Source organism: Streptomyces sp. NPDC028722 (assembly GCF_040637655.1).
Taxonomy (GTDB): Bacteria; Actinomycetota; Actinomycetes; order Streptomycetales; family Streptomycetaceae; genus Streptomyces.
Genome location: NZ_JBEZWU010000002.1, coordinates 202,093 through 226,960, shown reverse-complemented (window position 1 = coordinate 226,960; position 24,868 = coordinate 202,093). Strand labels below are relative to the sequence as shown.

Here is a 24,868-nt window from a genome sequence, read left to right as displayed (position 1 = left end):
CGGGCAGTTTCAGGCCCGTTGTGGGCCGGTCCGTGCGAAAAGGCGATTGGTATAAAGGTGCGGCAAGACCGGGCACGCCGTGCCCGGACCGGGTACGGAAGGCCGGGTGAGTGCGATGAACGCCGAAGAGCGTCAGAGCCGGATTCTCGCGCTCGCTCGTCACCAGGGACGTGTCGAGGTCACCACCACGGCCGTCGACCTGGCCGTCGCGCCGGAGACCATCCGTCGCGACCTCAGGGTCCTGGAACGCAGGGGCCTGCTCCGCCGCAACTACGGCGGTGCCTATCCCGTCGAGGGCGCGGGCTTCGAGACGGGCCTGCCCGAACGAGAGACCCTGCACGTCCAGGACAAGCGCCGGATCGCCGCGGAGGCGGTCAGACTCCTCGGTGACGCGGAGACCGTGTTCGTGGACGAGGGCTACACCCCCCAGCTCCTCGCCGCGCTCCTCCCCGGTGACCGCCCCCTGACCGTGGTCACCGCGTCACTGTCCACCGCAGCCGCGATCGTGGACTCTCCGCAGGTCACCGTGCTGCTCCTCGGAGGCCGAGTCCGGGCGCGGACCCTGGCCACGGTGGGCTCATGGGCCTGCGCCATGCTCGAGCAATTCGTGATCGACCTGGCCTTCCTGGGATCGAACGGGATCTCCCGGGAGCTCGGCCTGACCACTCCCGATCCGGTGGTGGCCGACGTCAAGGCCAAGGCGCTGGCCGTGTCACGCCGGCGTGTGTTCATGGGGCACCACAGCAAGTTCGGCGCGAGCAGCTTCTGCCGCTTCGCCGGGGTGGGTGACTTCGAGGCCATCGTCACCGACACCGGACTGTCCAGCGCCGAGGCGCACCGCTACTCACTGTTGGGACCCCGCGTCCACCGGGTCTGACCCGCTCAGCGCACCCTCCGCCGCCAGGGACGGCTCCGCCGGAGCCGCGCCGACGGCACCTCCCTGGCCGCACGGCCGGACACCACCGTCTGCCCGATCCCACATTCTCCGTCCCCTTCGCCGCCCCCCGACATCCCATGAAAGGGAAGATCATGGCTTCGAGACCGACTGTTCCACGGAGTGCCGTCCCCCTGGGCGCGCTGGCCATGTGCGGCGCACTGCTCACAGCCTGCGCGGGCGCCGGTGGCGCAGGGAACGGCTCCGGCTCGCACTCCATCAACGTGCTGATGGTGAACAACCCGCAGATGGCGGACCTACAGAAGCTCACGGCGGCCAACTTCACCAAGAAGACCGGCATCCAGGTCAACTTCACGGTGCTGCCGGAGAACGACGTCCGCGACAAGATCACCCAGGACTTCTCCAGCCAGGCCGGCCAGTACGACGTGGCCACGATCAGCAACTACGAGACGCCGATCTACGCCAAGAACGGCTGGCTCGCCCCGCTGACCTCGTACGCGAAGAAGGACACCGCCTTCGACCAGAGCGACGTCCTGCCCGCCCTGCGGGAGTCCCTCACGGCGTCCGGCCAGATGTACGCCGAGCCGTTCTACGGCGAGTCGTCCTTCCTGATGTACCGCAAGGACGTCTTCAAGGAGAAGGGGCTGACCATGCCGGCCCACCCCACCTGGCAGCAGGTGGCCGCCCTGGCCGCCGAGGCCGACGGTGCCAGGCCCGGGATGAAGGGCATCTGCCTGCGCGGCCTCCCGGGATGGGGCGAGGTGATGGCTCCCCTGACCACGGTGGTCAACACGATGGGCGGCACCTGGTTCGACAAGGACTGGAAGGCCCGGGTCGACAGCCCCGCCTTCACGAAGGCGACCAAGTTCTACGTCGACCTCGTGCGAGCCCACGGCGAGACGGGCGCGCCGCAGTCCGGGTTCGCCGAGTGCCTCAACAACGTGGAGCAGGGCAAGGTCGCCATGTGGTACGACGCGACCTCCGCGGCCGGGTCGCTCGAAGCCGGCGGTTCGCCGGTGGCCGGGAAGATGGGTTACGCGCCCGCGCCGGTCGACCGGACCAGGAGTGCGGGCTGGCTCTACACCTGGGCCTGGGGCCTCCAGAAGGCGAGCAAGCACCATGACGACGCCTGGAAGTTCATCTCCTGGGCGTCCAGCAAGCAGTACGAGGACCTGGTGGGCAAGAAGCTCGGCTGGTCCCGGGTCCCGGCGGGCAAGCGGAACTCCACCTACGCCGACCCGCGGTACGTCGCCGCGGCTTCGGCCTTCGCCGAGGCCACCGCGAACGCACTGAAAACCGCCGACCCGGACAACCCCGGCGTGCAGCCCCGGCCCGCTCCCGGCATCCAGTTCGTCGGCATCCCCGAGTTCACCGACCTGGGCACGCAGGTCTCCCAGCAGATCAGCTCCGCCATCGCCGGCAGGACCAGTGTCGAGCAGGCGCTGAAGTCCAGCCAGACGCTCGCCGAGAAGGTCGCCGCCAAGTACGCGGACAAGTGATCCCTCCCCGATCCCCCCGACGTTCCCGGCCCCCCGGTCCCGCCCCCGCGGGACCGGGGGACGGAAGCACAGCGGAGACACACCGATGACCCTCGCTCATTCGTTCACCAGGCGTACCCGAGCGCCGCGGATCGCGGAACAGGCGGCGCCCCCACGGCGATCTCGCAGGGCGTGGGCCCGGCGGGCCCCGCTGCTCCCCGCCCTCATCTTCATGATCGTGGTCACCCAGCTGCCGTTCGTCGGCACCGTGGCGATCTCCTTCATGCGCTGGAACGCACTCGACCCGGACAACCGTGCCTTCGCGGGCCTGGACAACTACAAGGACGCGGTCACCGACCCGCAGCTGCGTTCCTCCCTGCTGACGACCGTCACGCTGACGGCCACCGTGGTGCTGGTCAGCCTGGTACTGGGCCTGGGGCTGGCCCTGCTCCTCGACCGTCGGTTCCGCGGCCGCGGCATCGTCCGCACCATGCTGATCACTCCGTTCCTCGTCGTGCCCGTGGCCTCCGCCCTGCTGTGGAAGCACGCGCTGTACAACGCCACCTACGGGCTGATCAACGGATCGCTGACCTGGCTGTGGGGCCTGTTCGGCAGCGACAGCGCGCCGCAGCCCGACTGGTTGTCCTCCCTGCCGCTGATGTCCGTGGAGGCGTCGCTGATCTGGCAGTGGACGCCCTTCATGATGCTGATCCTGCTGGCCGGGCTACAGAGCCGCCCCATGGACGCCGTCGAGGCGGCCCGCGTGGACGGCGCGACCACCTGGCAGGTCTTCCGCTACCTCACTTTCCCGCACCTGCGCCGCTATCTCGAGCTGGCCTCACTGCTCGGCAGCATCTACGTGGTGCAGAACTTCGACGCCGTCTTCACGCTCACCGGCGGCGGCCTGGGCACCGCCAACCTGCCCTACACCGTCTACGAGACCTTCTACCAGGCGCATGACTACGGGCAGGCCTCCGCGGAAGGCGTCATCGTCGTCCTCTGCTCGCTCCTCGTGGGCAGCTTCGCGCTCAGGACGGTCTCGTCCCTGCTCCGAGAGGAGACCCGCTGATGGCCGCGACCCTCACCACCCGCCCCACGGGCGGCCCCGGCGGCGGGGCCCGACGCCGGCGCGGCGCACTCGGCCTGCTGGCGTGGCTCTGCGGAGCCGTGTTCTTCCTTCCGGTCGCCTGGATGCTGCTCACCTCGCTGCACAGCGAGTCCGACGCCGCGACCAACCCACCGAGCCCGGGGGCACCGCTGACCCTCCAGGGCTACCGGGAGTTCTTCGGCGCGAGTACCGGTGTCTCCCCCTGGCCGCCGCTGGTCAACTCCTTCTCCGCGAGCCTCCTGTCGACGCTCCTGGTGCTGGTGCTGTCCGTCCCGGCCGCATACGCCCTGTCCATCAAGCCGGTGCGCAAGTGGACGGACGCGATGTTCTTCTTCCTGTCCACCAAGATGCTGCCCGCGGTGGCCGGACTGCTGCCGGTCTATCTGATCGCCGAGAACAGCGGCCTGCTCGACAACGTCGCGCTGCTGGTCATCCTCTACACCTCGATGAACCTGCCGATCGCGGTCTGGATGATGCGTTCGTTCCTCGCCGAGGTCCCCGTCGAGATCCTGGAGGCGGCCGCCATCGACGGCGCGGGACTGCCCACCGTCCTCGCCCGGATCGTCGCGCCGGTCGTCGCCCCCGGCATCGCAGCCACCTCGCTGATCTGCTTCATCTTCAGCTGGAACGAACTGCTGTTCGCCCGGGTGCTCACCGGCGTCGTCGCCGGCACCGCACCCGTGTTCCTCACCGGCTTCGTCACCAGCCAGGGCCTCTTCCTGGCCAAGGTGTGTGCCGCCGCCGTCTGCGTCTCCCTGCCGGTCCTCGTCGCCGGATTCGCCGCCCAGGACAAGCTTGTCCAGGGCCTGTCCCTTGGAGCAGTCAAGTGAAAGCCGCCGTGATCAGCTCGCCCGGCCAGGTCGGCGTCGAGACCGTCGACGACCCCACCCCCGGCCCCGGGCAGGTAGTGATCGAGGTGTCGGCCTGCGGCCTGTGCGGCACCGATCTCCACATCCTGCAAGGCGAGTTCGCACCCGCCCTGCCCATCGTTCCCGGGCACGAGTTCGCCGGCGAGGTCGTCGCCCTGGGCTCCGCGGTACACGGCCTGGCCGTCGGTGACCGGGTCGCCGTCGACCCCTCTCTGCACTGCCACGAGTGCCACTACTGCCGTATCGGGCGCGGCAACATGTGCGAGCGATGGAACGCCATCGGTGTCACCGTCCCCGGCGGCGCGGCACAGTACACGGCCGCCCCCGCCGCCAACTGCGTGAAGCTCCCCGAGCACGTCCGCACCGAGGACGCCGCCCTCATCGAGCCGCTGTCCTGCGCGGTACGCGGCTACGACATCCTGCGCTCCACGCTCGCCAGCAACGTGCTGATCTACGGCTCGGGCACCATGGGCCTGATGATGCTGGAACTCGCCAAGCGCACCGGGGCGGCCACCGTCGACATGGTCGACATCAACGACGACCGGCTCGCCACCGCCCGCACGCTCGGCTGTAGCAACGCGGTGACCACCGCCGACGCGCTCGAGCGCCCACGCGGCTGGGACGTGGTCATCGACGCCACCGGCAACGCCCGAGCCATCCAGGACGCCCTCGGCCGGGTCGGCAAGGGGGGCACGTACCTCCAGTTCGGCGTCGCCGACTACGCGACCCGGGCCACCATCGACCCGTACCGGATCTACAACGAGGAGATCACCATCACCGGCTCGATGGCCGTACTGCACAGCTACGAGCGTGCCGCCGAACTGTTCGCCGGAGGGGTGCTCGACCCGGAGATCTTCATCAGCGACCGGCTGCCGCTGGCGGACTACGCCGAAGCCCTGCGGCGATTCCAGGCAGGGCAGGGCCGGAAGATCCAGGTACTGCCGTGACCAGGAGTACCGGACGCGGGCACGGCCGGGCCCGCACAGAGCAGGCGCCCGAAGTCCTGACCGGCCCAGGGGACACAACGGCTCCCGTGCTCCCGGCGATCGTCATCGGCGAAGCACTGGTGGACGTCATCACCGGCCCCGACGGCTCGCGCCGGAGCCACCCCGGTGGCAGCCCCGCCAACGTGGCGCTGGGCCTGGGCAGGCTCGGCCACCCGGTCCGGCTCGCCACCCGCGTGGGACACGACCACTTCGGCAGCCTGCTCCGAAAGCATCTGGAGGCCGGCCGGGTCGAGCTGTCACCGGGATCCGTGGTCGACGCCGCCACCTCCACGGCGACCGCCGTACTCGATGCCGCGGGCGCCGCGAGCTACACCTTCGACATCACCTGGGCCCTGTCGGCGGCCGTCGAGAAAGCATTGCGCGACGGGCCGCCGGCGCACGTCCACACCGGATCCATCGCTACCGCCCTGAATCCGGGAGCCGACCAGGTCTTCAGCACGCTGCACGCCCTGCGGGCCTCCGCCACCCTCTCCTACGACCCCAACCTGAGGCCCGCGCTGCTCCGCTCCGCGGAGCGGGAACGTGAACGGGTGGAACGACTGGTCGCCATCAGCGACGTGGTCAAGGCGAGCGAAGAGGACCTGGCCTGGCTCCACCCGGGCGAGAGTCCGGACAGGACGGCGGCGCGCTGGGCACGGAGCGGCCCGGCGCTGGTCGTCCTCACCCTGGGAGCCAACGGCGCCAGGGCCTGGTGGCGGCACGGCTGCCAGGACATCGCGCCGGTGCCCGTCCGGGTGAGGGACACCGTGGGGGCCGGCGACGCGTTCATGGCCGGACTGGCCGGCCGACTGCTGCACGCCGGGCTGCTGGGGGGCGGCCCGGGAGCCGAGGCAGCGACGGCACGCACGGCCCTGCGCGCGGCGACGGACACCGATCGACTGCCCGCGGTCCTCGGCGAGGCGCTGGCGGTGGCCGCCCGGGTGGCGGCGCTCACCTGCGGGCGTGAAGGGGCGGACCCGCCCACAGCGGCAGAACTGGTGGGCTGACCGGTCGCGGTGGCGGACGGCTGATCGTCGCGCTGCCCCGGTGCTGCGGCTCCGGAGCCGGGCGGCCACTGCTTCACCTCACTTCAGAGCGGGGGGTGCCGCGTCCGTGCCGGTGCCCCAGGACGAGGGCGTCGAGCCGACCTGGAAGGACACGTCTCGTAGCCGGCGGAGTTGCCCGGTGGTCAGGTACGTCTTCCCGTACGGGGTGCCGTCCAGCCGGGCGGACCGGATGTAGCGCTGGGAGCCCGACGTGCCCGGTGCCCGCACGGTCAGCCGGCCCTGTGGGTAGTAGCGGCGGTCGAGCGTGACGTCGACGCGTTCGAAGACGGGGGTGGACAGACCCCATGTGTCGGTGCCGGGCTGAACCGGGAAGAGGCCGATGGACGACAGCACGTTCCAGGCCGACATGGTGCCCAGATCGTCGTTGCCGGTCATACCGGTCGGCGCGTCGGTGAACAGGGTCAGCGCGGCATGCACCACGTCGGTGGTCTTCCACGGCTGCCCGGTCGACAGATAGGTGTACGGCGCGATCAGATCCGGTTCGTTCTGCGGGTTGTACTTGTCCGCGTTGTAGTAGTCGTACGGCCCGTTGACCCACACCTCGCGGGCGGTCCTCGCGGGGTCGGCCACCAGCCGGTCGTAGGCGAAGAAGGAGTCGAGCCGCTGATCGGCCGCGGCCCTGCCGCCGATCAGGTCGATCACACCGGGCAGATCCTGGGGCACCAGCCACTGGTACTGCCACGACGTTCCCTCGTGGAAGCCCTCGCTGCGGGCCGGGTCCGCCGGGCCGGTGAAGGCACCCGAGGCGTCACGTGCGCGGAAGAACCCGGTCGAGCGGTCGTAGATGTTCCGGTAGTTGCGTGCCCGCTCGGTGTACCGCCGCGCGTCCGCGCGGTGTCCCAGCTCCTTGGCCATCTGGCCGAGCATGGCGTCGGACAGGGCGTACTCGAGCGTGGCCGAGGCACCGTGGTCGTAGTCGGAGTCACCGGGCTTGGCATGCGGCCGGCCCTTGATGTAGGGGGCGAAGCCGTCGGCGATGTACTCCTTGTCGGCCTCCCGGCCGACGGGGGCGGAGTCGGCGGGCGGCACGCCGTCGGCGTTGCGCCTCAACGCCCGGTAGGCGTCCTCCTCGTGGCCCTTCAGCAGCCCCTGCTGATAGGCGTTGGTCAGGAAGGGGGTGACGGGGTCACCGGTCATGATGTTGGTCTCGACCGTGCCGTACCCCCACTTGGGCAGCCAGCCGCTGTCCTTGTCGATGCGGATCACGGACAGCGCCATGTCACGTGCCTCGTGCGGCGCCAGCAGGGAAAGCAGCTGGGTCTGGGTCCGGTAGGTGTCCCACAGCGACCAGTTCTGGTAGTACGTGAACTCCTCGGCCCGGTGGACGCGCTGGTCCCAGCCGGTGTAGCGCCCGTCGACGTCGCTGCCGATGTTCGGGGCGAGGAACGAACGGTACAGCGAGGAGTAGAACGTCCGCCGCAGGGTCGTGCTGCCGCCTCGGACCCGTACGTCGTCGAGCCGGTCCTCCCAGGCGTCCCGTGCGGCCCGGCGCACCTGGCCGAAGGAACGGCCGCCCTCGGCACGCAGGTTGAGCGCCGCCCCTTTGGCGTCGACGTACGACAGGGCGGTGGTCGCCTCGACCGTACGGTCCTTGGTGGTGTCGAAGCGTACGAAGGCGCCGTTGCGCTCGGCGTCCGCCTGCGAGGTCTTCGAGCCGTCGGTGACGTCGGCGCCCTTCCAGGTACCGGACGTCGTGAACGGCCGGTCGAACCTCGTGATCGTGTAGACCGTGTACGGCTTGGTGTCCTGGCAGAAGCCGCTGCCTGTGATGGCCGTCCGCACGGTCCGGTTGTCGAGGATCTCCACCTTGGTGTGCAGCGTCCTGTGCAGTGACTGTCCGGCGTTCACCAGCACGTTGGCCTTGTCGGTGGCCGGGAACGTGTAGCGCTGCACGGCGGTGCGCCTGCCGGCGGTCAGCTCGGCCTGGACGCCGCTGTCCAGGCCGACCCGGTAATAGCCGGGCGAGGCCGTCTCGTCGTCGTGGCGGTATCCCGCGGCATATGTGGCGTTGTCCGTGCTGGTGATGTCCCCGGTCGTGGGGAGCACCGGCAGGTCCCCGCCCAGGCCACAGCCGACGCCGGACAGGTGCAGCATGGAGAAGCCGCGTATGTGGTCCTGCGAGTAGTCGTAGCCGGTGTTGTGCCCGGTGTCGGGTGAGAACTGGACCATGCCGAACGGCACGGCCGCACCCGGGTAGGTGTTTCCCTCGTTCTCCGTGCCGATGAACGGGTTGACCAGGTCGGTCAGCCGGTCCTCGCGCTGCGGCCCGTCGGCCGCGGCGCGCGCCGCCGGCGCCGCGAGTCCCGTACCCAGCAGAACGGCCACCGCCAACGCGCTTACCGGGCGCGGACGGTGGCGGCTGGTGCGTCGTTTCATCGTGCGCCTTTCGACAACGTTGTCAGGGCTGGGATCATTTTTCGTGGGTGCTGAGGGGTCGTCAAGAGGTGGCGCACGAGTACCGCACGAGCCGCACGAGCCCGACGAGCCGGACGGGAGGGAACTGGCCGGGGTGGCGCCCCGCTCCACTGGCCCTGGGCCCTGCCGGCCGCGCGCCGCTCCCGTCGGTTCTCAGGCGCCGGGCGCGGACCACTTCTGGTTCGTGCCGCCGTTGCAGTCCCAGATCACCAGTCGCGTGCCGTCGGTGGTGGAGGATGCCGGGTCGTCGAGGCAGCGGCCGGAAGCGGGGTTGCGGTAGCCGCCGTTGTACGGCTGCCACTGCTGGTTGCCGCCGCCGTTGCAGTCCCAGACCACCACCTTGCTGCCGTTGCCGGTGCCGGCGCCGGCCACGTCCAGGCACTTGCCGAGCGCACGCAGCGTGCCGTCCGAGGACGCGGTCCAGACCTGCGCGGCGGTGTTGTTGCAGGACCAGAGCTGCGCGGCGGTGCCGTTGGCTGCGTCGCCGCCTTCGACGTCGAGGCACTTGCCGGTGATGCCCGAGCGCACGGCGCCGACACGGCTGGTGGCGACGGGTGCCTTGATCCAGCCGGCGGCGTCGGCGGCCTGGATGCCGTCGTCGAAGGCACCGGCCATCTTCCGGTAGCCGCCGTCGTCGGGGTGCAGCGCGTCGGCCAGGTCAGAGGCGGTCAGCGCGCTCATGTCGACCAGCCGGACGTGCTTGCCGGCCGCTTGCTCCGTCCGCACGATGCCAGGTAACGCCGCGTTGAAAGCCGGCCGGTTGGGCTCCTCGGTGGAGTTCGTCGACACGATGAGGGTGCCGACCAGCACGGTGGCGTCGGGCGCGTCGGTGGTGATCCGGTCGATCAGCGCGTGCAGCCGGTCGGTGGCGGTGGGCACCTGGTAGTTCTGGTTGAGATCGTTGGTGCCGATCTCCAGGGTGACGACGTTGGGCCGGTACCGGGCCAGCACGGAGTCGGCGATGCCGGCGATCTGATCGATCCGCCAGCCGGAGTGGCCTTCGTTGTCCGGGTCGGACAGGGTGCCGTTGCGCTGGCTGCCGACGAAGTCGAGTGGGTGGCCCTCGGCGGACAGCTTGTCCCACAGGTCACCGCGGTAGCTGTTGCCCGTACTGCTGCCGATGCCCCAGGTGATCGAGTCGCCCAGCGGCATCACCCGCAATGAGGCGGGCGCGGCCGCGGCGCGGACCTTGTCGGCACCGGCCTGCGCCCGGCCGGTGATGGCTGCCGCCGAGGGGGCGATGCCCGCGCCGAGCGCGGCCGCCACTACGACCGCCAACCCTGCCCTGTCGTATCTCATGTTCTCCCCTTTGCTGTGTGAGGGAATGTGCGGGGTGCTGTGCACGGCCGCCCCCGGCCGTCTTGCGGACCAGTCGGAGGGGGATGTCCGGGCGCGTGTCTGCGCGGGGGCACGGCCCGTCCGGGCGCCCCGGCCGGCCCGGTTCACGGTGCGGCGGGGAGGTTCCACTTCTGGTTGGCGCCGCCGTCGCAGTCCCAGATGTCGAGGGCGGTGCCGTTGGTGGTGTCGAGTCCGGGGATGTCGAGGCAGCGTCCGCTGGCGGGGTTGACCAAGGTGCCGTTACTGACGGTCCACTGCTGGTTCCCGCCGCCGTTGCAGTTCCACAGGTCCACCGGTGAGCCATTGGCGGTCGCGTTGCCGACGACGTCCAGGCACAGGCCGTTGACGGTGACCGCGCTGTTGCCGAGCGTCCACTGCTGGGCGGGAGTGCCGTTGCAGTCCCAGATGTCGACGACGGCGCCGGCGGTGGTGGAGTCGGTGTAGTCGTCGAGGCACTTGGCGGTGTTCAGGACGGAGGTGACCTGCCCGGTCGCGGTGCCGCCCGCGCTTCCCGAACCCGGGGCGATGGACAGGTTGTCGAACTGGTCGGTGCGGTAGCCCTGGATGCCCAGTCCGGCCTGCCCTGACTGGAAGGAGGTGTCGGTGACCGAACCGATCCGTCTGCCGTCGACCGCGGCGCTGATCGTGGAGCCCTGGAAGGTGAGGGCGAGGTTGTGCCAGGTGCCGGTGCCCAGCGCCGCGGTGGTGCCGGTGGCCAGGGTGTGGTGGGAACCGTCGGTGTACCCCTTCTCGATCCACCATTGCCCGGTGTCGCGCATGCGGAAGTAGTAGGCGTTCATGTGCGACTGCGGGCGCAGCTGGGTGTTGGCCCGGCCGAGCAGCTCGGTGGTACCCGCACCGCGCAGCAGGACATCGGAGCTGACGGTGTAGTTCGACCAGGTGGTGTCGCCGATCAGCGAGTAGGAGTCGGAGTCGTCCTGCCACTCGATCGGTTTGACCGGTGCCATCTGCTGGAGGCACTGGCCGGAGCGAGCGGTGCAGGGCTGGACCTCGAAGGAACCCTGCATGTCGGACAGGTACTTCGCCTCGGTGCCGTCGGCGTCGGTGTCGAAGGTGTCGCTGTAGGGCAGAGCGAGGGCGTGGGCGGCGGGTGCGGTCGCGGTGCCCTTGCCCTGGCCGGTGGTGGTGGTCACGGTATAGACGTAGCCCGGCTGCATCGTCAGCGCGTACGAGCCGCCCGACGGCGTGACGTCCTGGACGTGGACGAAGGATGTCGCCGCGCTGGGAGCATTCACTGCGGTCGCCCAGACATGGACGGTTCCCGTGGACAGACCGCCCTGGACGTGGAAGGTGGCGGTCTGAGCGGCGCCGGCGGTCGTCGTCTCCAGGATCGTGGAGTAGTCGGAGCCGGTGTCCGACTTGACGGTGACGTAGCTGCCGTTGGTCTCCGAGCCGCCGAGATAGCCCGAGGCGGAGTCGATGAACTTCCAGCCGGGCCGGGTGAACTGGGTGACCTGCGCGGTGGCCCAGGTGCTGGCACCGATGGTGTAGTGCCCCGACCATGGGGAACCGGCCGTGGCCAGTCCGACGGTGCTGTAAGGCAGGTTCGGGTAGATGGCGGCGAGCAGCGGCCAGTTGAAGTAGCTGGTCATCTTCGCGTCGATGTAGCCCCGGGTGATCGCCCGGATCAGCGCGGCGGCGCCGGTGTTCATGTCCTGGGAACCGCTCTCGCTGTCCCACAGGGGCTTGCCGAGGCTTCTGCCGGTCTGGGTGCTCTGGCAGGAGCGCGCATCACCGCCGTCACCGCCGTTGCAGGAGTAGTGGACGCCGATGATCGATACCGCTTTGTCGAACGCGGAGTTGCTCGCCATGTCGTCGGCGACGCTCCAGCCGGAGTCGTCACCGACGATCTGTACGTCCGAGTAGCCGGCGGTGTTCAGCGCCGACCGTAGCTGGATGTACCAGTTGACGTCGTGACCGCGTTCGTTCCAGCCGCCGAGGTACTGGATGTTCAGGCCGTGCTGCTTGGCGCACCCCAGCCAGGAGATGAGGTAGTTGATGGTGTCGGTGGACCAGAATCCGCCGTTGATCCAGCCCGGTGCGGCCCAGGCCAGGCCGTACAGGCCGATGTTCGGGTTGCGCTTGCGGGCCTGTTCGGCCAGCCAGAACTCGTACCCGGCATCACAGTTGACCGTGCCCTTGGCGTGTTCGATCGACGGCTCCGAGCCGTCGGTGGAGTTTGCGTCGCCGCCGATCTCCAGCTTGAGCAGTTGAAGGTTCGCGCCGTAGCCGGGCTTGAACATGTAGTCCAGGATCTGTGACCGCTCAGCCGCCGGGTAGTCCGTCAGCAGCCGGGAGTTGCCGCCACCGCCGCTGATCGCACCGATTCCGTCGAACGTCCGGCCGCCCTGGGTGCCGTCCACCGTGATGGACGTGGTCGCGGCCTGTGCCGGACCGACACCGGCCGCGAGCAACGCGGCGAGCAACACAAGTACCCATACAGGAGCAAGTCTTCCTGATCGATGCATGGACTCGTCCTTCGGCGTGGGGAGACGGCCGGGGCGTGCGCCGGGTCAGAGGCGCGCCAAGTACCGCCCGAAGATGCCGCACAGTGTGCGGTCGTGTCTCTTTTGCGGTCAACCCTCAAGACAAGGCGACACTTTCACACACACTCGATCCAGCCTCCTGCCGGATTCGCGCTCTCTCCCCGGACCCGTCCGAGCGCTTGTACCGGCAGGACCGAGGCGCCGCGCTCGGTGATGCCGTGGATCAGCACCCGACGATGCAGCGCGATAAGTGCACCCCGGTCGGCCAGCAGCCTCTGTGCCTCCAGCCAGGGGTCCAGGTTCGCCCGGTGGTCGGCGAACGGGACGGCGCGTCCTGGGCCTGGCCGCCCACAAATCGGACTTCGTACCAGGCATCCGCACCATCGACGAGGTGCGAGGAGGCCCAGGCGGACCGCGCACCCATTCGGACGGGGCCACGTGGGCACGGGGGCGGTGTCCTCGCGATGGTCCGCTCCCACCTCCCCGGCCTGCTCGCCGGCGCGGGCCGCTCCCTCGACCCCGTCGTCGCCGCCCTCCTGCACCACACCAGCAGCAGCGCCGTCGTCGCCGACTCCGCCCGACCCGTGAAGCACACCCCGCATCTCCCGGGCGAGTCGGCACCGGGGCTAGCGCCCGCGCCGCTCCGAGAGATGCGCCTGCGCTGACGGCGCCGGCCCCTGGCACCGATCCCGCAGGGCGTTCACGAGGGCCTCACGGAGGCTCGGCCAGGGCTTCTCGGAGCCTGTTGCTGCCCTGGCGGACCTATCCGCCCCTCGATGACCTGAGTCCGCTGCGGAATCCGACGGCTCCAGGGTGCCGGGGGCCAGTGCCACGGGTATGGCGGGTTATCCATCTTCCCCACAAGACCTATGAGGGGGTAGAGAATCCCCTCGGCCGCTGTCGGCCGCGCTGGGACAAGACTACGTTCGTCGCGTCCTGTCATGCACATTCACCACTGTGTGTGTCATGTCCATGGCTGCATTCGCCGCTGTGCGTGTCACGGGCCTGCCGATCGGACTCAACGCCGGGAAGAACAACAGCCACGCGGCACGGGGTGCTCCGGAGTGGTCGTGCCCATGGCCGTCCTCGCCGTGACGCCTGTCTTCACCGCCCGCTCGCCGCCGTCCGTACGAGGCCGCGTCCGCCAGGCCGAGCAGGATCAGATGGGCGCCGGAGGCGATGAGGGCGATGTGCAGCAGGCCGGTACCACTCAGGACAAGCAAGATCATCTGAAGCGGGCGTCTCACAGCAGTGCTCCTCCGACCAGCGCGCTGAACAGGACCGCTACGACCACCGTGGCGGCGGAGAACCGGACCGCGAACGCCCGCCCGAAGGTGCCGGCTTGCAGGGCGATCAGCTTCAGATCGACCATCGGACCGACCACCATGAACGCCAGCCGTGCGACCGGTGAGAATACGCTCAGCGAGGCCGCCACGAACGCGTCGGCCTCCGAACACACCGCCAGTACCACCGCAAGAGCGGCCAGGAACAGCACCGAGAGCCAGGGCGAACCCGAGAACGCGTCCAGCACGGAACGGGGCACCGCCACATTGAACGTGGCCGCCGCCACGACAGGTCCCGCGCCTGGGTGCGTTCCGCTGCCGACTCCCAGTCGTCCGTGTCCGGCAGACGGGGCCGGGACGCGTCGCAGCGGATGCTGTCGACCACCGCACGGCGGGCGACGGAGACAGCCAGGTGCGGGCCGAGGAGCGGTCCTCGAACCGGTGCACGCTGCCCAGGACCCACAGGAAGGTGTCCTGGGTCAGGTCGTCGGCACTCCGGGGATCGGCGCCGAGGAACGTCGCGTAGCGGCGGACGTCCCGGAGCAGGGCGCGGACGAAGAGGCCGACGGCATCGGGGTCGCCCCCGCGGGGCGCGCGTGGGATCGGCGTCCGTTACCTGGGGTCCCGAGAGCGCGCCGCTCGTCACGCTGCGGCTGAGTGTGGCGGCGTATCCGGTGCAGTGAACCCCGAAGCCGGACGGCCGGTGCACCCCTGGGAGCGGGGCCGCACCGGCCGTGGTCGTACTACGGAGCGTACGGATGGTGATCAGTCCTTACGGCCCTTGAGGCGCCGTACGTCGAAGGACCAGATGCCGCGGCCGTGGGTGGCGGCGTACAGCTTGCCGTCCGGGCCGAGGCGCAGCTGCATCACGGCCGTGGTGGGCAGGTCGTGCCCGAGGACCAGCCACTTCGTGGCGCCGGCGGGACGGTAGAAGGTGGCGAGGTCGGTGCCGAGGGCGACGCCGCCGTTGGGGAGGAGCTTGACCGTGTCGGCGGGGACGTCGGGCAGGTCGGCCGAGATGTCCGCCCAGCTCGCACCGCCGTCCTTGGACTCGAAGACGTGGCCGACGCCCGCGCCCGGGCCCTCGGTGAACCGGCGGGAGAAGCCGTTGATCGCCACGAGGACGTGCTGGGCGTTGGCCGGGTCGATCTCGAAACCGGAGACGTAGCGGTTCGGGATGGTGCCGTCGACCGGAAGGTTCAGCTGGTGCCAACCGGTGCCGTCGGCGTTGCCGGCCGCGATGCCGCGGGTGAAGCCCTGGTTGTTGCAGGGGCCGCACCAGCCGACGTACACGGTGCCGCCGGAGGACGCCACGGCCGTAGCCGTGTGGCCCTCGCCGAGGTCGTAGGCGTTCGTCCACTCCTTGCCGGAGCGGATCGCGAAGCCCTTGGTGTTCACCCACACGTGCCGGCCACCGGCGATCCAGGTGTGGGTGTTCTTGGCGTCGGCGGCGATCGGGGCGATGAAGCGAGCGCCGGCGCCCCCCTGGTCCTTGTCCGGCGGGGCGACCTCGTACTCGGTGGCCTTCGACGGGTCCGTCGACCAGGAGCCGTCGTTCACGCCGCAGTTCTGCGTCACCCACATGTCCAGGTAGACGTATTCCTCGGCGATGTCGCAGCCGTTGGCGGGGTCCGTGATGGTGTCGCCGCCGTCGCCACCGAAGTTGGAGCCCATGACCTTGTCGTGGCCGCGCAGGATCGACTGGCCGTTGTCCTGTAGTCCGCCGGTGACCGAGACGCCGCCGTAGGTGAGGTCCTTGCCGACGCCGACGGAGTAGTACTGGAGAGTGTCGAGGGTGCCGTCGCTCAGGGACTGCCAGTCCTTGGCGTGACCGCCCGAGTCGACAGCGCCGTTCAGCGGACGCCGGTAGATGCCGCCGTCGTTGCCGACGTACGCCCAGGTCTTGCCCTTGTGGCTGCCGATCGCGACCGCGTGCTGGTCGGAGTGGGTCGTAGGTGAGCAGTCGCCGGTCTGCTTGGCCGGGTCGAGGCTCCAGCAGGGGAAGGGAAAGTTCCAGTACGGGCCGGGCACGGTCCAGCTCTGACCGCCGTTCTTGGTCTCGAAGACCTCTTCCAGGCCGAGGTAGACGTGGTCGGCATTGGCCGGGTCGACCTGGAGGAACTGGTTGTACCAGGACTGGATGCCGGGCATGTAGCCCGCGCTCTGCAGGGCGGATCCGGACGCCTTCAGCTTCGTGTAGTCGGCGATCAGCGTCCACGGCCCGAACGGCGAGCCGTTCTTGGACACGTACACGCCCTTGAGCCCGCTGTCCGGGTTCGCGGCCATCTGGGCCGGGGACTGGTCGACGGCGTACAGGCGTGAGCCGTCGGCCGCGGCGGCGAAGGTCATGTTGCCGACGTCGTCACTGCTGGTCGGCAGGTCACCGAGCCCGCTCGCCGGCTTCCAGCTGCCGTCGCCCAGCCGGGCGTACAGCCCGTTGTACGTGTCGCCACCGCGCCAGCCGACCGCGAGCAGGACCTTGTCCGGATCCTTCGGGTCGACGGCGATGTCGTTGGCGATGTTCTTGTACGGCGCGCTCGGATCGTCCGCCTTCGAACCGCCCGGCAGGTAGTCCGGGTTGGGGGCGAACTCGTGTTTCCACGGCCCGGACAGAGTGGTCGTGGAGTGCGACCAGACGCCGGTGCTGGTGGCCGCCCACGCCTTGCTTCCGGCGAAGCGCAGCGCGTGGATGACGGTGGACTCCAGCTCGGCACCTCCGACGCGGTCGCCGGGCCGGAACTGGCCGTGGCGCGGGTCCTTCAGGACGTATACGCCCGTGCCGACGAAGGACGTCGCACCGGTGTTGGACTCACCCGTGGCGTACCAGAGCCGCTTCTGCCGGTCCAAGGCCAGGGTGCCCGTCGACAGGGACGGCAACTTGTCGGAGATCGGCTTCCAGTGCCCGCCGCCGGTCGTCGAGCGGAAGACACCACCGTTCGCGCCCCCCGCGTACACATGACCCTGGTCATCGGCGGCGATGCCGGTGATCCGTCCGGTGACATCGCCCGCCCCGCCGCTGGAGTTGGAGTTCACATCGCGGTAGCGGGGATCGTCGGCGTTGTAGACCTTCGCGGTGACGTGTTTCCAGCCGCCGCTCGTGTGCCGCATGGACTGCAACTGCTGCCAGGCTGCCCCGTAGGCGCCGGGCGCGACCACGCCGGGCGCGGTGCGGGCCTCGGTGAACTGGGCCGTCGCCTCGGCGGAGTTCTCCGCCTCGTCGGCCCCGTCGTCATCGCCCTCCGCGGTGAACGCGGACATGCCCTGGCCCGCGTGCACCGCCTTGATGTGCTCGCGGCCTATGGCGGCCTGGTGGCTCGCTTGCCAGGGCCGGGGTCTGGCCTGGGTCGACGCCGCGAACGACTGGGTGCTTACCAGTCCGAACGCGGCCGCTACGACGGTGCAGGTCATGAACCGTCGCTGGTGCTTCGGGGGCAACATGCCCTCTCCTCCCTGCACCGGGCATTTGGGGTGCCCCGGCGCAGAGGGGAGCTTGGCGTGACCACTACAACCACACAAAGGGCTTACAGAAAAAATGGTGGGTTATTTACCTTGCGTCTCACGTGAGCCCGAAGTCCCGGAAGCCGCCAGCCCCTTTGAGCCGCCTCTTCGATCACCGGGCGAGCCTGTGCGGCCGGACTCCCCGGTACGAACAGTCTGGTCCTCGCCCAGCGACTCCCGCCGCAGCGGGTACTCGGTTTCGACGCGGCTCCGACTTGATCGAACAGGCCCTGCACCGTGCTCGACGGCTCCCCGACATCCCAGTTGGCTGCCTCCTCGGCAACTTCCATCAACTGCCGCTGCCCGCCAGTCATTCGACGTTGCCGTATGTGAAGCATCGGCAACTGCTCGATCTCTTCGAACGGCACGAAGCGGAGTTCGGAGATCTCCAGCTGGCCACTGGAGCAGGGTGTCGCGTTCGTCGTGATCAAGGAGCTCCTCAGCCACCCCTACAGCGGCGTCACCGCCACTGTCTACGCCCACGTCCGACTTCCAGCGCGACGCCATCGACACCCTCAGCATCGCGCTCAATGGTCCAACGATCAGCGGGGCAGCAAACGGTGACAACGACGAACCGCCACCGTGCAGGCGCCTGAGCCTGCCGATGTGCGCTCGTCGCTTCCCGGCCCCGGCACGGTCGCGCCGCGGCCCCGCCGGGCTCGACACGGACGCCACCCTCGCGGCCGTGAGCACCTCACCAGGCCGGAGCCCCCTTCAAGCCCCCAACAGGGGCTGAGATCAATGCGATGAGACAGAGCGGAGTGGCGTGGAGGTCATCAGACGCGCAAGCACTGCGGGGTGGAGGAGGCACGAGGCAGTCGCTGCTGCGCGACCGGGCGGCGTCGTCAGGCCCAGGCGATGGCGTCCTCGACGGGTACGCGGGGCAGCCGCGGGAACCACGGGTCGGCACCGGGGTGACCGATGTTGACCACCAGATGCGAACGCCAGCCGGTACCGGCGAAGAACTCCGCGTCCACCCCCGCCTTGTCGAAACCGGCCATGGGACCGGCCGCGAGACCCGCCGCTCGCACGGCGAGCAGGAAGACCCCGGTCTGCAATGCCGAGTTGTAGCCCGCGAGGGTCTCCCGTTTCTCTGTCTGGTCGGTGAACGCCGCCCGCAGCATCTCCCCACGGGCCGGGAAGACCGTCGGCATCTGCTCGTGGAAGTCGACGTCGTACGCCAGGACCGCCACGGCCGGCGCTTGAAGCGTCTTCTCCCTGTTGCCCTCGTCGAGATGCCGGGCCAGTCGCTCCTTACCCTCGCCGGTGCGCACGAAGAGCGCGCGCAGGGGCTGACCGTTGGCGGCGCTCGGCGACCAGCGGGCGAGTTCCCAGATCATGGCGAGTTCGCCGTCGGTGACGGCCGTCTCAGCGAAGGTGTTCGCGGTGCGGGCCTCGGTGAACAGCAGCTTTCGCCCGGCGTCGTCCAGGACATCGAGAGCCTGCGGTTCGCGGTGGGTTGTACTCACGGTGTCTCTCTTACTTGGCTGTGCGGATGGTGTGGTGCCGGGGCGGGCTCTCCGACCCGCACGAGCTGGGCGGGGTACGGAATCGCGGTGTGGTCACCTGGACCTGTGGTTCCCGGCCGAGGGTCATGAGAGGTGTGTCGACCGCTTGCGCCGCTCGGCGCCGAGCCGGGCGAAGATGTCGATCAGTTCGGGGGAGTCGACCGCTGCGGGGTTGAGGACCTGCTCGGCGGGGGCGCCCTGGAGGAGGCGCTTGACAGGAACCTCGAGTTTCTTGCCGGTGCGCGTGTGCGGGATGGCCGGTACGGCGAGGATCTCGTCGGGGACGTGGCGGGGTGAGGCGCCGGTGCGGATCGCCTCGCGGATCTTCTCGCGCAGGGCGTCGTCCAGGCTGACGCCGGGCGCGGGGACGACGAACAGGGGCATCCAGTAGCCGCCGTCAGGTTCCTCCGCGCCGATGACGAGGGCCTCGGTGATCTCGGGGAGGTGTTCGACGATGTCGTGGATGTCTGCGCTGCCCAGGCGGACGCCGTTGCGGTTGAGGGTGGCGTCGGAGCGGCCGTGGACGATCACCGAGCCATGGGAGGTGAGGGTGATCCAGTCGCCGTGCCGCCACACGCCGGGGTAGGCGCTGAAGTAGGCGTCGCGGTAGCGGCTGCCGTCGGGGTCGTTCCAGAAGGACAGCGGCATGGACGGCATGGGCCGGGTGACGACCAGTTCGCCGACCTGATCGACGACCGGTTGGCCTGAGCCGTCGTACGCCGTCAGCGCTACGCCGAGGCTGGGGGCGGACAGCTCCCCCGCCCACACCGGGGTGGTGGGGGCGCTGCCGGCGAAGCCGGAGACGACGTCGGTGCCGCCGCTGGTAGAAGCCAGTTGAATGCGGGCGCCCACGTGGTCGCGGACCCAGGGATAGGCAGAGGCGGGCAGTGCGGAGCCCGTGCAGCCGATGGCGCGGACGGCCGAAAGGTCGTGTGCGGAGGGTTCGACGCCGAGCTTGGCCATGGCCAGCAGGTACTGGGGGCTGGTGCCGAAGACGGTGACCTTGTGACGGGCGGCCAGTTCCCACAGCAGGTCCGGCCGCTCGACCGGCGCGGGGCTGCCGTCGTAGGTGCAGGTGGTGGCGCCGGTCAGCAGGGTGGAGACGACCAGGTTCCACATCATCCAGTGGGTGGTCGTGTACCACAGCAGGCGGTCCCCGACGCCCAGATCGCTGTGCAGGGCGAGGATCTTGAGGTGTTCCAGCAGGACACCTCCGTGCCCGTGGACGATGCCCTTGGGCAGGCCGGTGGTGCCGGAGGAGAAGACGATCCACAGCGGGTGGTCGAAGGGGACGGGGGCGATGGTGAGGTACTCGGTGCAGGTGGCCGCGTCTTCCCAGGGAACCGTCAGCCCCGGGTGCCCGTCCTCGGGCCACGCCAGGCCCACATGCTCCACGAGCACCGTGGCCTTCAGCGTCGGCAGGGTGCGGGCCAGGTGGAGCGAGGCGGCGCGGCGGTCGTGGGTGGTGCCGTTGAAGAGGTAGCCGTTCGCGGTGACGAGGACCGTGGGTTCGAGCTGGGTGAAGCGGTCGGCAGCGGCTTGGGGCGCGTAGTCCTGGCCGCACACCGACCAGACCGCGCCCAGGCTGGCGGTGGCGAGGAAGGCGATGATGGCGTGGGGGGTGTTGGGCAGGTAACCCACCACCCGGTCACCCCTTTCCACGCCCAGGTCGCGCAGGGTGGCGGCGACGGAGGCGACCCGGGCGCGCAGTTCCCGGCCCGTGATCTCGTAGCCGGTTCCGGTCTCGTCCAGCGCGGTGATCGCGGGAGCGTCCGGGTGCAGGTTGCCAAGTGCGTGGTGGGCGTAGTTGAGGGTGGCGCCGGGGAACCAGCGGGCGCCGGGCATGGTGTCCTCGGCCAGCACCCGCTCGTACGGAGTGGTCGCGTCGATGCCGAAGTACTCCCACACCGCGGCCCAGAACCCTTCCAGGTCGGTGACGGACCAGCGGTAGAGAGCTTGGTAGTCCGTGGGATCCTGGATCGCTTCGGCGCCCTGGTGGCGGGCCGCCCATCGAGCGAAGTCCGTGATGCGGCTGTCTGCCGCCGAGTTCGGGTCGGGAGTGAAGAAGGGTTCGGGATACGGCGTGGGGTGCGGGGCGGTCATGCTGTGGTGCTCCTCGACAGAGGGACGGGCGGGTCCATGGCGGTGTGGCGGGCCGTGTGCAGCAGGGGGGCCCAAGCGGCGGTTCCCGTGAAGTCGCCGGCACCGGCGGGGACGGTGTCGAGGACGACACGGTCGGGGCGCAGCAACACGGCGTCGGCCCGGCCGCTCGCCAGCCACGCCGCAAGTGTGCCGTCGTCACCGAGGCCGTCGACGTGGATCGTGGGCGCGGCCAGTGCCGTGGCCACGGCCGCGACCCGCGGAGCGGGCGGGACGGCGGTCAGGACGGCGAAGGAGTCTCCGAGGACGTCGTCCAGGCGCACCTGCCTGCCGTCGACACGCGCCCAGGGCTGCGGGCAGAAGGTGCCGGTCAGCGTGCGGCCCGTCAGCCGGGCGCGGCGGCGCACCAGGGGGCCGGCGGCCAGGGCGGGGCTGAGGTCGCGGCTCACCGCCGCGGTCACACCGGGGATGCGGCAGGCCGCACCCACGACGGCCCGGCGAACCGCCGCGGCGCGGTCCTGGCCACCGGTCATCGCCCAGCCGACGGCGACCGCCACCCGGATCACATGGCGGGCGTGCGGTTTGCGCTCACGCTCGTAGGTGTCCAACAGCGATTCGTGCGAGCCCTGTTGAAGAACCCGGGCCAGCTTCCAGGTCAGGTTGCGGGCATCGCGCAGTCCCGCGCACAGCCCCTGACCGACGAAGGGCGGGGTGAGGTGGGCCGCGTCGCCCAGCAGGAAGACGCGTCCCCGGCGCCACCGGTCGGCCAGGCGGGCGCGGAAGGTGTACTGCGCCTGCCGGATCACCTCGAAGTCGTCGCCCGGCGACGCGTCGGGCGGCGGGTCCACCCAGGGGGCGACCAGCTCGCGCAGGCGCGCCGGCCCGCCCGGGCCGTCCAGGTGCTCGCCGTCGGGCAGGCGGAACTCCCAGCGGTAGCGGTCCTCACTGACGCGCATGAAGGTGGCCGGCCGGGTGGGGCAGCAGATCTGCTCGGCGCCCTCCCAGGTGCGCACCGGGAGGCTGGTGCGCACGTCGACGACCCTCCAGCTCTCCTCGAAGTGCAGGTCCTCCCATACGGCACCGATGGCGTCACGGGTGAGGCTGCCCGCGCCGTCGCAGCCGAGGACGGCATCGGCCCACACATGTTCCTCGTCGTCGCTGCCGTCGCGGCGGAAGGCGACCCGGACCGTTCCCCTGCCGTCGGCGGGCTGGGTGACGGCCACGACCTCCACCCCGCCCCACAGCTCGCACTCCGGGCGGCGCGCCAGGGCGTCGCGCAGCAGGCGTTCCAGTTCGGGCTGGTCGAACATGCTGGTCTGCGGGAAGCCGTGGTGGCCGTGGAGGGACCGCGGGAACTCGGTGATCAGGCGGCGCCGGGAGTCCAGAAGCCGCAGCCCGCGCGCCGGGCGGGCGAGGGCGGCGAACTCGTTGTGGACGCCGATGCTCTGCAAGATGCGGCGGACCTCGTCGTCCACGACGACGGCCCGCGGCAGGGGGTAGACGTCCCGGTGCCGTTCGAGGAGCAGGCTGGGCACGCCGCGCCGGGCGAGCAGGAGGGCGGCCGTGACCCCCACGGGTCCCGCGCCGATGATCACCACCGGTCTGTGGGGTGCGGCGCTCATGTCGCGTCCGCCACGGCGGTGCGCTGCTCGCCCAGGTCGATGCGCCCGTCGGGGGTGGCGATCGTGGCGGTGACGAGGTCGCCGTCGCGCAGGTAACGGGGGTTCTTGGCCTGGCTGTTGAAGAACGCCTTCCATTTCATCGCGGGCGGCAGCAGCGCACCGATCTTCTCGACCGGCTTGGGCGGGGCCTTGAGAGCCGTGCCGCCCGGGGTGCCGGTCAGCAGCAGGTCGCCGGGGTCCAAGGTCTGGAAGCGGGCGAGCAGGGTGAGCGCCTGCGCGGGCCGTACGATCATGTCGGCGAGCGTGCGGTCCTGACGCGGTACGCCGTTGACCGACAGCCGGAGCCGCAGGTTCAGCAGGTGGGCGAAGTCCTCGGGCTCCAGCAGGGCGAGGTACGGACCCGTCGGTGTGAAGGTCGGGTAGGACTTGCTCTCGTAGAACTGGGTCTTGGTCAGCTGGACGTCGCGTGCGCTGACGTCGTTGGTCAGGACCAGCCCGGCGACGTAGCGCGGCAGGTCGCGCTCCTCCACGAGGGTGCCCACGGGCAGCGATGCGCCCATGACGAGGCCGAGTTCCACCTCGTAGTCGAGGAACTTCACATGGTCGGGGCGGACGATGTCCTCGTGCGGGCCGCTGACCGAGCCGGACGCCTTGCGGAAGAAGGTGGGCGGGATGTCGCCGCGGAAGCCGGAATCGCGGGCATGGCTGCGGTAGTTGACCATCTGGGCGACCAGCCGGCAGGGGGTGGTGACCGGAGGCAGGGCCACCAGGTCGGCGACGGGCGCGCCGCTCTCGGCGGAGGCGGAGGTGGCGGCCTCGCGGACCGCGTCGCGGTCGGCGAGCAGTTCGGCGGTGGTGACCGCCTTGGTGTCGACACGGAGGGCGTGCTCACCCCGTACGACCCACCAGCCGTCCGTGGTGCGCAGAACATTGGTGCTCATGAGCTCATCGCTTTCATCAGGCCCAGCAGGCGTGCGGGGTCGAGTTCGTTGTCGCCGCGCAGGGCCGTCATGACCTCGCGGAGCTTGGCGGGGGACGGATTGGTGCCGAGGAAATCGCGGGTGACGGGAGGCCCCCACTGGGCCAGGCCGCTCGCCGACATCGGCGCCCATCCGGGTTCGAGGTCGCAGGAGAACAGGTCGCCGTCGGCGAAGTGCTCCAGCATGAAGTGGTCGGGGTCGCGCCAGTAGTCGAAGAGCTGGCTGCCCTGGATGTGCCGGCCGATCCCCCAGCTGCGCCGGTAGCCGCGTTCGGCGAGGTACTCGCCGCCGGCGGCGATCGCGTCGAGGTCGGTGACCTGGTAGGCGGAGTGGACGTAGCCGTTTCCGGGCCCCAGGTGCAGGGCGAGGGTGTGGTGGTCCACGGGCGTGCCGCCCTGGTCGCAGCGGATGAACGCCATGGTCGGCCCGCGCTCGCGCTGCCCGTCCAGGAACAGGAAGTCGGACACGATCATGCCCAGCGTGTCCAGGTACCAGTTCAGGGTCCGGGTGAACAGCCGTGTCTCCAGCACCACGTGGCCCAGCCGCTGGATACGGGACGGCTCGCGGGGCGGACGCTGGGTGGCGTTCGTACGACGGTGTCCGATGCCGGTGTTGAGAGTCAGCGGCGGCGGTTCGGGCAGCGCGGGCAGCTCGGCGCAGTGGACGACCCGGAGCGGCAGACCGGAGGGATCGAGCAGGGCGACCGACCGGCCACCGCCCGGTACGTCGATGTCCCGGACCGTGTGGCCGACCGCGCGGGCCAGCCGGTCGACATCGGCGCTCTCGGCCGCGCGGAACGCCGGGCCGATGAACCGGGACGTACTGCCACGCCGGATGACCATGCAGGGTGAGCCCACGAACGTGCCGCGCAGCCACAGCTCGCCCGCGGTGCGGGCGGCGATCGCGAAGCCGAAGTCCCGCGCGAACACTTCGGCCCGGTCCAGGTCCGGCTTCTCGAACTCCAGCCAGGCCAGGTCGGCCACCTTGATCACGGGATTCCGTGCGCGTCCGGGGTGCTCACCGCGCAGGGCGCCCAGCTCGCTGTGCAGGTCCTGATGCGGCGTTGTGGGATCAGCCCGGTGGACGGGGGTGTGGGACATGGTGTCCTCCAAGCAACACTGCCGTAATGAGAAAATCATCAACTTTGCTGTTACTCATCGTCAATAGGGTGAGCCCAAATAATTGATGATCCCATCAGTAATGGCAGACTCATC

The 24,868-nt window shown here is 70.1% G+C and carries 16 protein-coding genes and 2 pseudogenes; 7 read left to right on the top strand and 11 right to left on the bottom strand.

The genetic code is table 11. The annotated features are described in order from the left end of the window. Positions 1 to 115: 115 nt before the first annotated feature. From AB0F03_RS03710 to AB0F03_RS03685, 6 genes are all read left to right on the top strand, one after another. The gene (locus AB0F03_RS03710; RefSeq protein ID WP_361986166.1) at positions 116 to 877 is read left to right on the top strand and encodes a DeoR/GlpR family DNA-binding transcription regulator; all 762 of its coding nucleotides are present in this window, start codon (positions 116 to 118) and stop codon (positions 875 to 877) included. 206 nt (positions 878 to 1,083) lie between these two features. Further along, positions 1,084 to 2,394: a sugar ABC transporter substrate-binding protein gene (locus AB0F03_RS03705; protein WP_361986700.1), complete on the top strand. Its 1,311-nt coding sequence runs from the start codon at positions 1,084 to 1,086 to the stop codon at positions 2,392 to 2,394. Positions 2,395 to 2,479: 85 nt separating this feature from the next. Further along, complete coding sequence (locus AB0F03_RS03700) at positions 2,480 to 3,442, top strand: sugar ABC transporter permease (RefSeq protein ID WP_361986164.1); 963 nt, start codon at positions 2,480 to 2,482, stop codon at positions 3,440 to 3,442. Further along, positions 3,442 to 4,311 (top strand): carbohydrate ABC transporter permease, encoded by an 870-nt coding sequence (locus tag AB0F03_RS03695; RefSeq protein WP_361986162.1) that lies wholly within the window; start codon positions 3,442 to 3,444, stop codon positions 4,309 to 4,311. The genes AB0F03_RS03700 and AB0F03_RS03695 overlap by 1 nt, the downstream gene beginning before the upstream one ends. Continuing rightward, positions 4,308 to 5,297 (top strand): zinc-dependent alcohol dehydrogenase family protein, encoded by a 990-nt coding sequence (locus AB0F03_RS03690; protein ID WP_361986160.1) that lies wholly within the window; start codon positions 4,308 to 4,310, stop codon positions 5,295 to 5,297. The genes AB0F03_RS03695 and AB0F03_RS03690 overlap by 4 nt, the downstream gene beginning before the upstream one ends. A gap of 86 nt (positions 5,298 to 5,383) precedes the next feature. Continuing rightward, positions 5,384 to 6,343: a carbohydrate kinase gene (locus AB0F03_RS03685; protein WP_361986158.1), complete on the top strand. Its 960-nt coding sequence runs from the start codon at positions 5,384 to 5,386 to the stop codon at positions 6,341 to 6,343. A 78-nt stretch (positions 6,344 to 6,421) separates the two neighbouring features. On the opposite strand, the gene AB0F03_RS03680 is transcribed toward AB0F03_RS03685, so the two are convergent. The 3 genes from AB0F03_RS03680 to AB0F03_RS03670 all read right to left on the bottom strand — a co-directional run bounded on the left by AB0F03_RS03680 (position 6,422) and on the right by AB0F03_RS03670 (position 12,645). Then, complete coding sequence (locus AB0F03_RS03680) at positions 6,422 to 8,779, bottom strand: GH92 family glycosyl hydrolase (protein ID WP_361986156.1); 2,358 nt, start codon at positions 8,777 to 8,779, stop codon at positions 6,422 to 6,424. A 192-nt stretch (positions 8,780 to 8,971) separates the two neighbouring features. Further along, positions 8,972 to 10,117 (bottom strand): ricin-type beta-trefoil lectin domain protein, encoded by a 1,146-nt coding sequence (locus AB0F03_RS03675; RefSeq protein WP_361986155.1) that lies wholly within the window; start codon positions 10,115 to 10,117, stop codon positions 8,972 to 8,974. Positions 10,118 to 10,260: 143 nt separating this feature from the next. Next, complete coding sequence (locus AB0F03_RS03670; RefSeq protein WP_361986153.1) at positions 10,261 to 12,645, bottom strand: RICIN domain-containing protein; 2,385 nt, start codon at positions 12,643 to 12,645, stop codon at positions 10,261 to 10,263. A 482-nt stretch (positions 12,646 to 13,127) separates the two neighbouring features. On the opposite strand from AB0F03_RS03670, the gene AB0F03_RS03665 reads away from it, so the two are divergent. Further along, entirely contained in the window at positions 13,128 to 13,328 is a 201-nt protein-coding gene (locus AB0F03_RS03665) for a hypothetical protein (protein WP_361986151.1), read from the top strand. A gap of 578 nt (positions 13,329 to 13,906) precedes the next feature. Here the strand turns inward: AB0F03_RS03665 and AB0F03_RS03660 are convergent. From AB0F03_RS03660 to AB0F03_RS03625, 8 genes and pseudogenes are all read right to left on the bottom strand, one after another. After that, positions 13,907 to 14,233 (bottom strand): annotated as a pseudogene (locus AB0F03_RS03660) (permease); the annotation flags it as partial. Positions 14,234 to 14,235: 2 nt separating this feature from the next. Beyond that, a pseudogene (locus AB0F03_RS03655) lies at positions 14,236 to 14,549 on the bottom strand (sigma factor); the annotation flags it as partial. Positions 14,550 to 14,711: 162 nt separating this feature from the next. Further along, positions 14,712 to 17,384 carry a glycosyl hydrolase gene (locus AB0F03_RS03650; RefSeq protein WP_361986149.1) on the bottom strand — a complete coding sequence of 891 codons (2,673 nt, stop codon included), beginning with the start codon at positions 17,382 to 17,384 and terminating at the stop codon, positions 14,712 to 14,714. 905 nt (positions 17,385 to 18,289) lie between these two features. Continuing rightward, positions 18,290 to 18,913 carry a malonic semialdehyde reductase gene (locus AB0F03_RS03645; RefSeq protein ID WP_361986147.1) on the bottom strand — a complete coding sequence of 208 codons (624 nt, stop codon included), beginning with the start codon at positions 18,911 to 18,913 and terminating at the stop codon, positions 18,290 to 18,292. A gap of 123 nt (positions 18,914 to 19,036) precedes the next feature. After that, on the bottom strand, positions 19,037 to 21,055 hold the full coding sequence (locus AB0F03_RS03640) for an acetoacetate--CoA ligase (protein WP_361986145.1): 2,019 nt from the start codon (positions 21,053 to 21,055) through the stop codon (positions 19,037 to 19,039). Next, positions 21,052 to 22,674: a bifunctional 3-(3-hydroxy-phenyl)propionate/3-hydroxycinnamic acid hydroxylase gene (locus tag AB0F03_RS03635; RefSeq protein WP_361986143.1), complete on the bottom strand. Its 1,623-nt coding sequence runs from the start codon at positions 22,672 to 22,674 to the stop codon at positions 21,052 to 21,054. The genes AB0F03_RS03640 and AB0F03_RS03635 overlap by 4 nt, the downstream gene beginning before the upstream one ends. Beyond that, positions 22,671 to 23,615, bottom strand: a complete 945-nt coding sequence (locus tag AB0F03_RS03630; RefSeq protein WP_361986141.1) for a fumarylacetoacetate hydrolase family protein — start codon at positions 23,613 to 23,615, stop codon at positions 22,671 to 22,673. Before AB0F03_RS03630 ends, AB0F03_RS03635 begins: the two co-directional genes overlap by 4 nt. Beyond that, on the bottom strand, positions 23,612 to 24,754 hold the full coding sequence (locus AB0F03_RS03625; RefSeq protein ID WP_361986139.1) for a VOC family protein: 1,143 nt from the start codon (positions 24,752 to 24,754) through the stop codon (positions 23,612 to 23,614). Before AB0F03_RS03625 ends, AB0F03_RS03630 begins: the two co-directional genes overlap by 4 nt. Positions 24,755 to 24,868 lie beyond the last annotated feature (114 nt).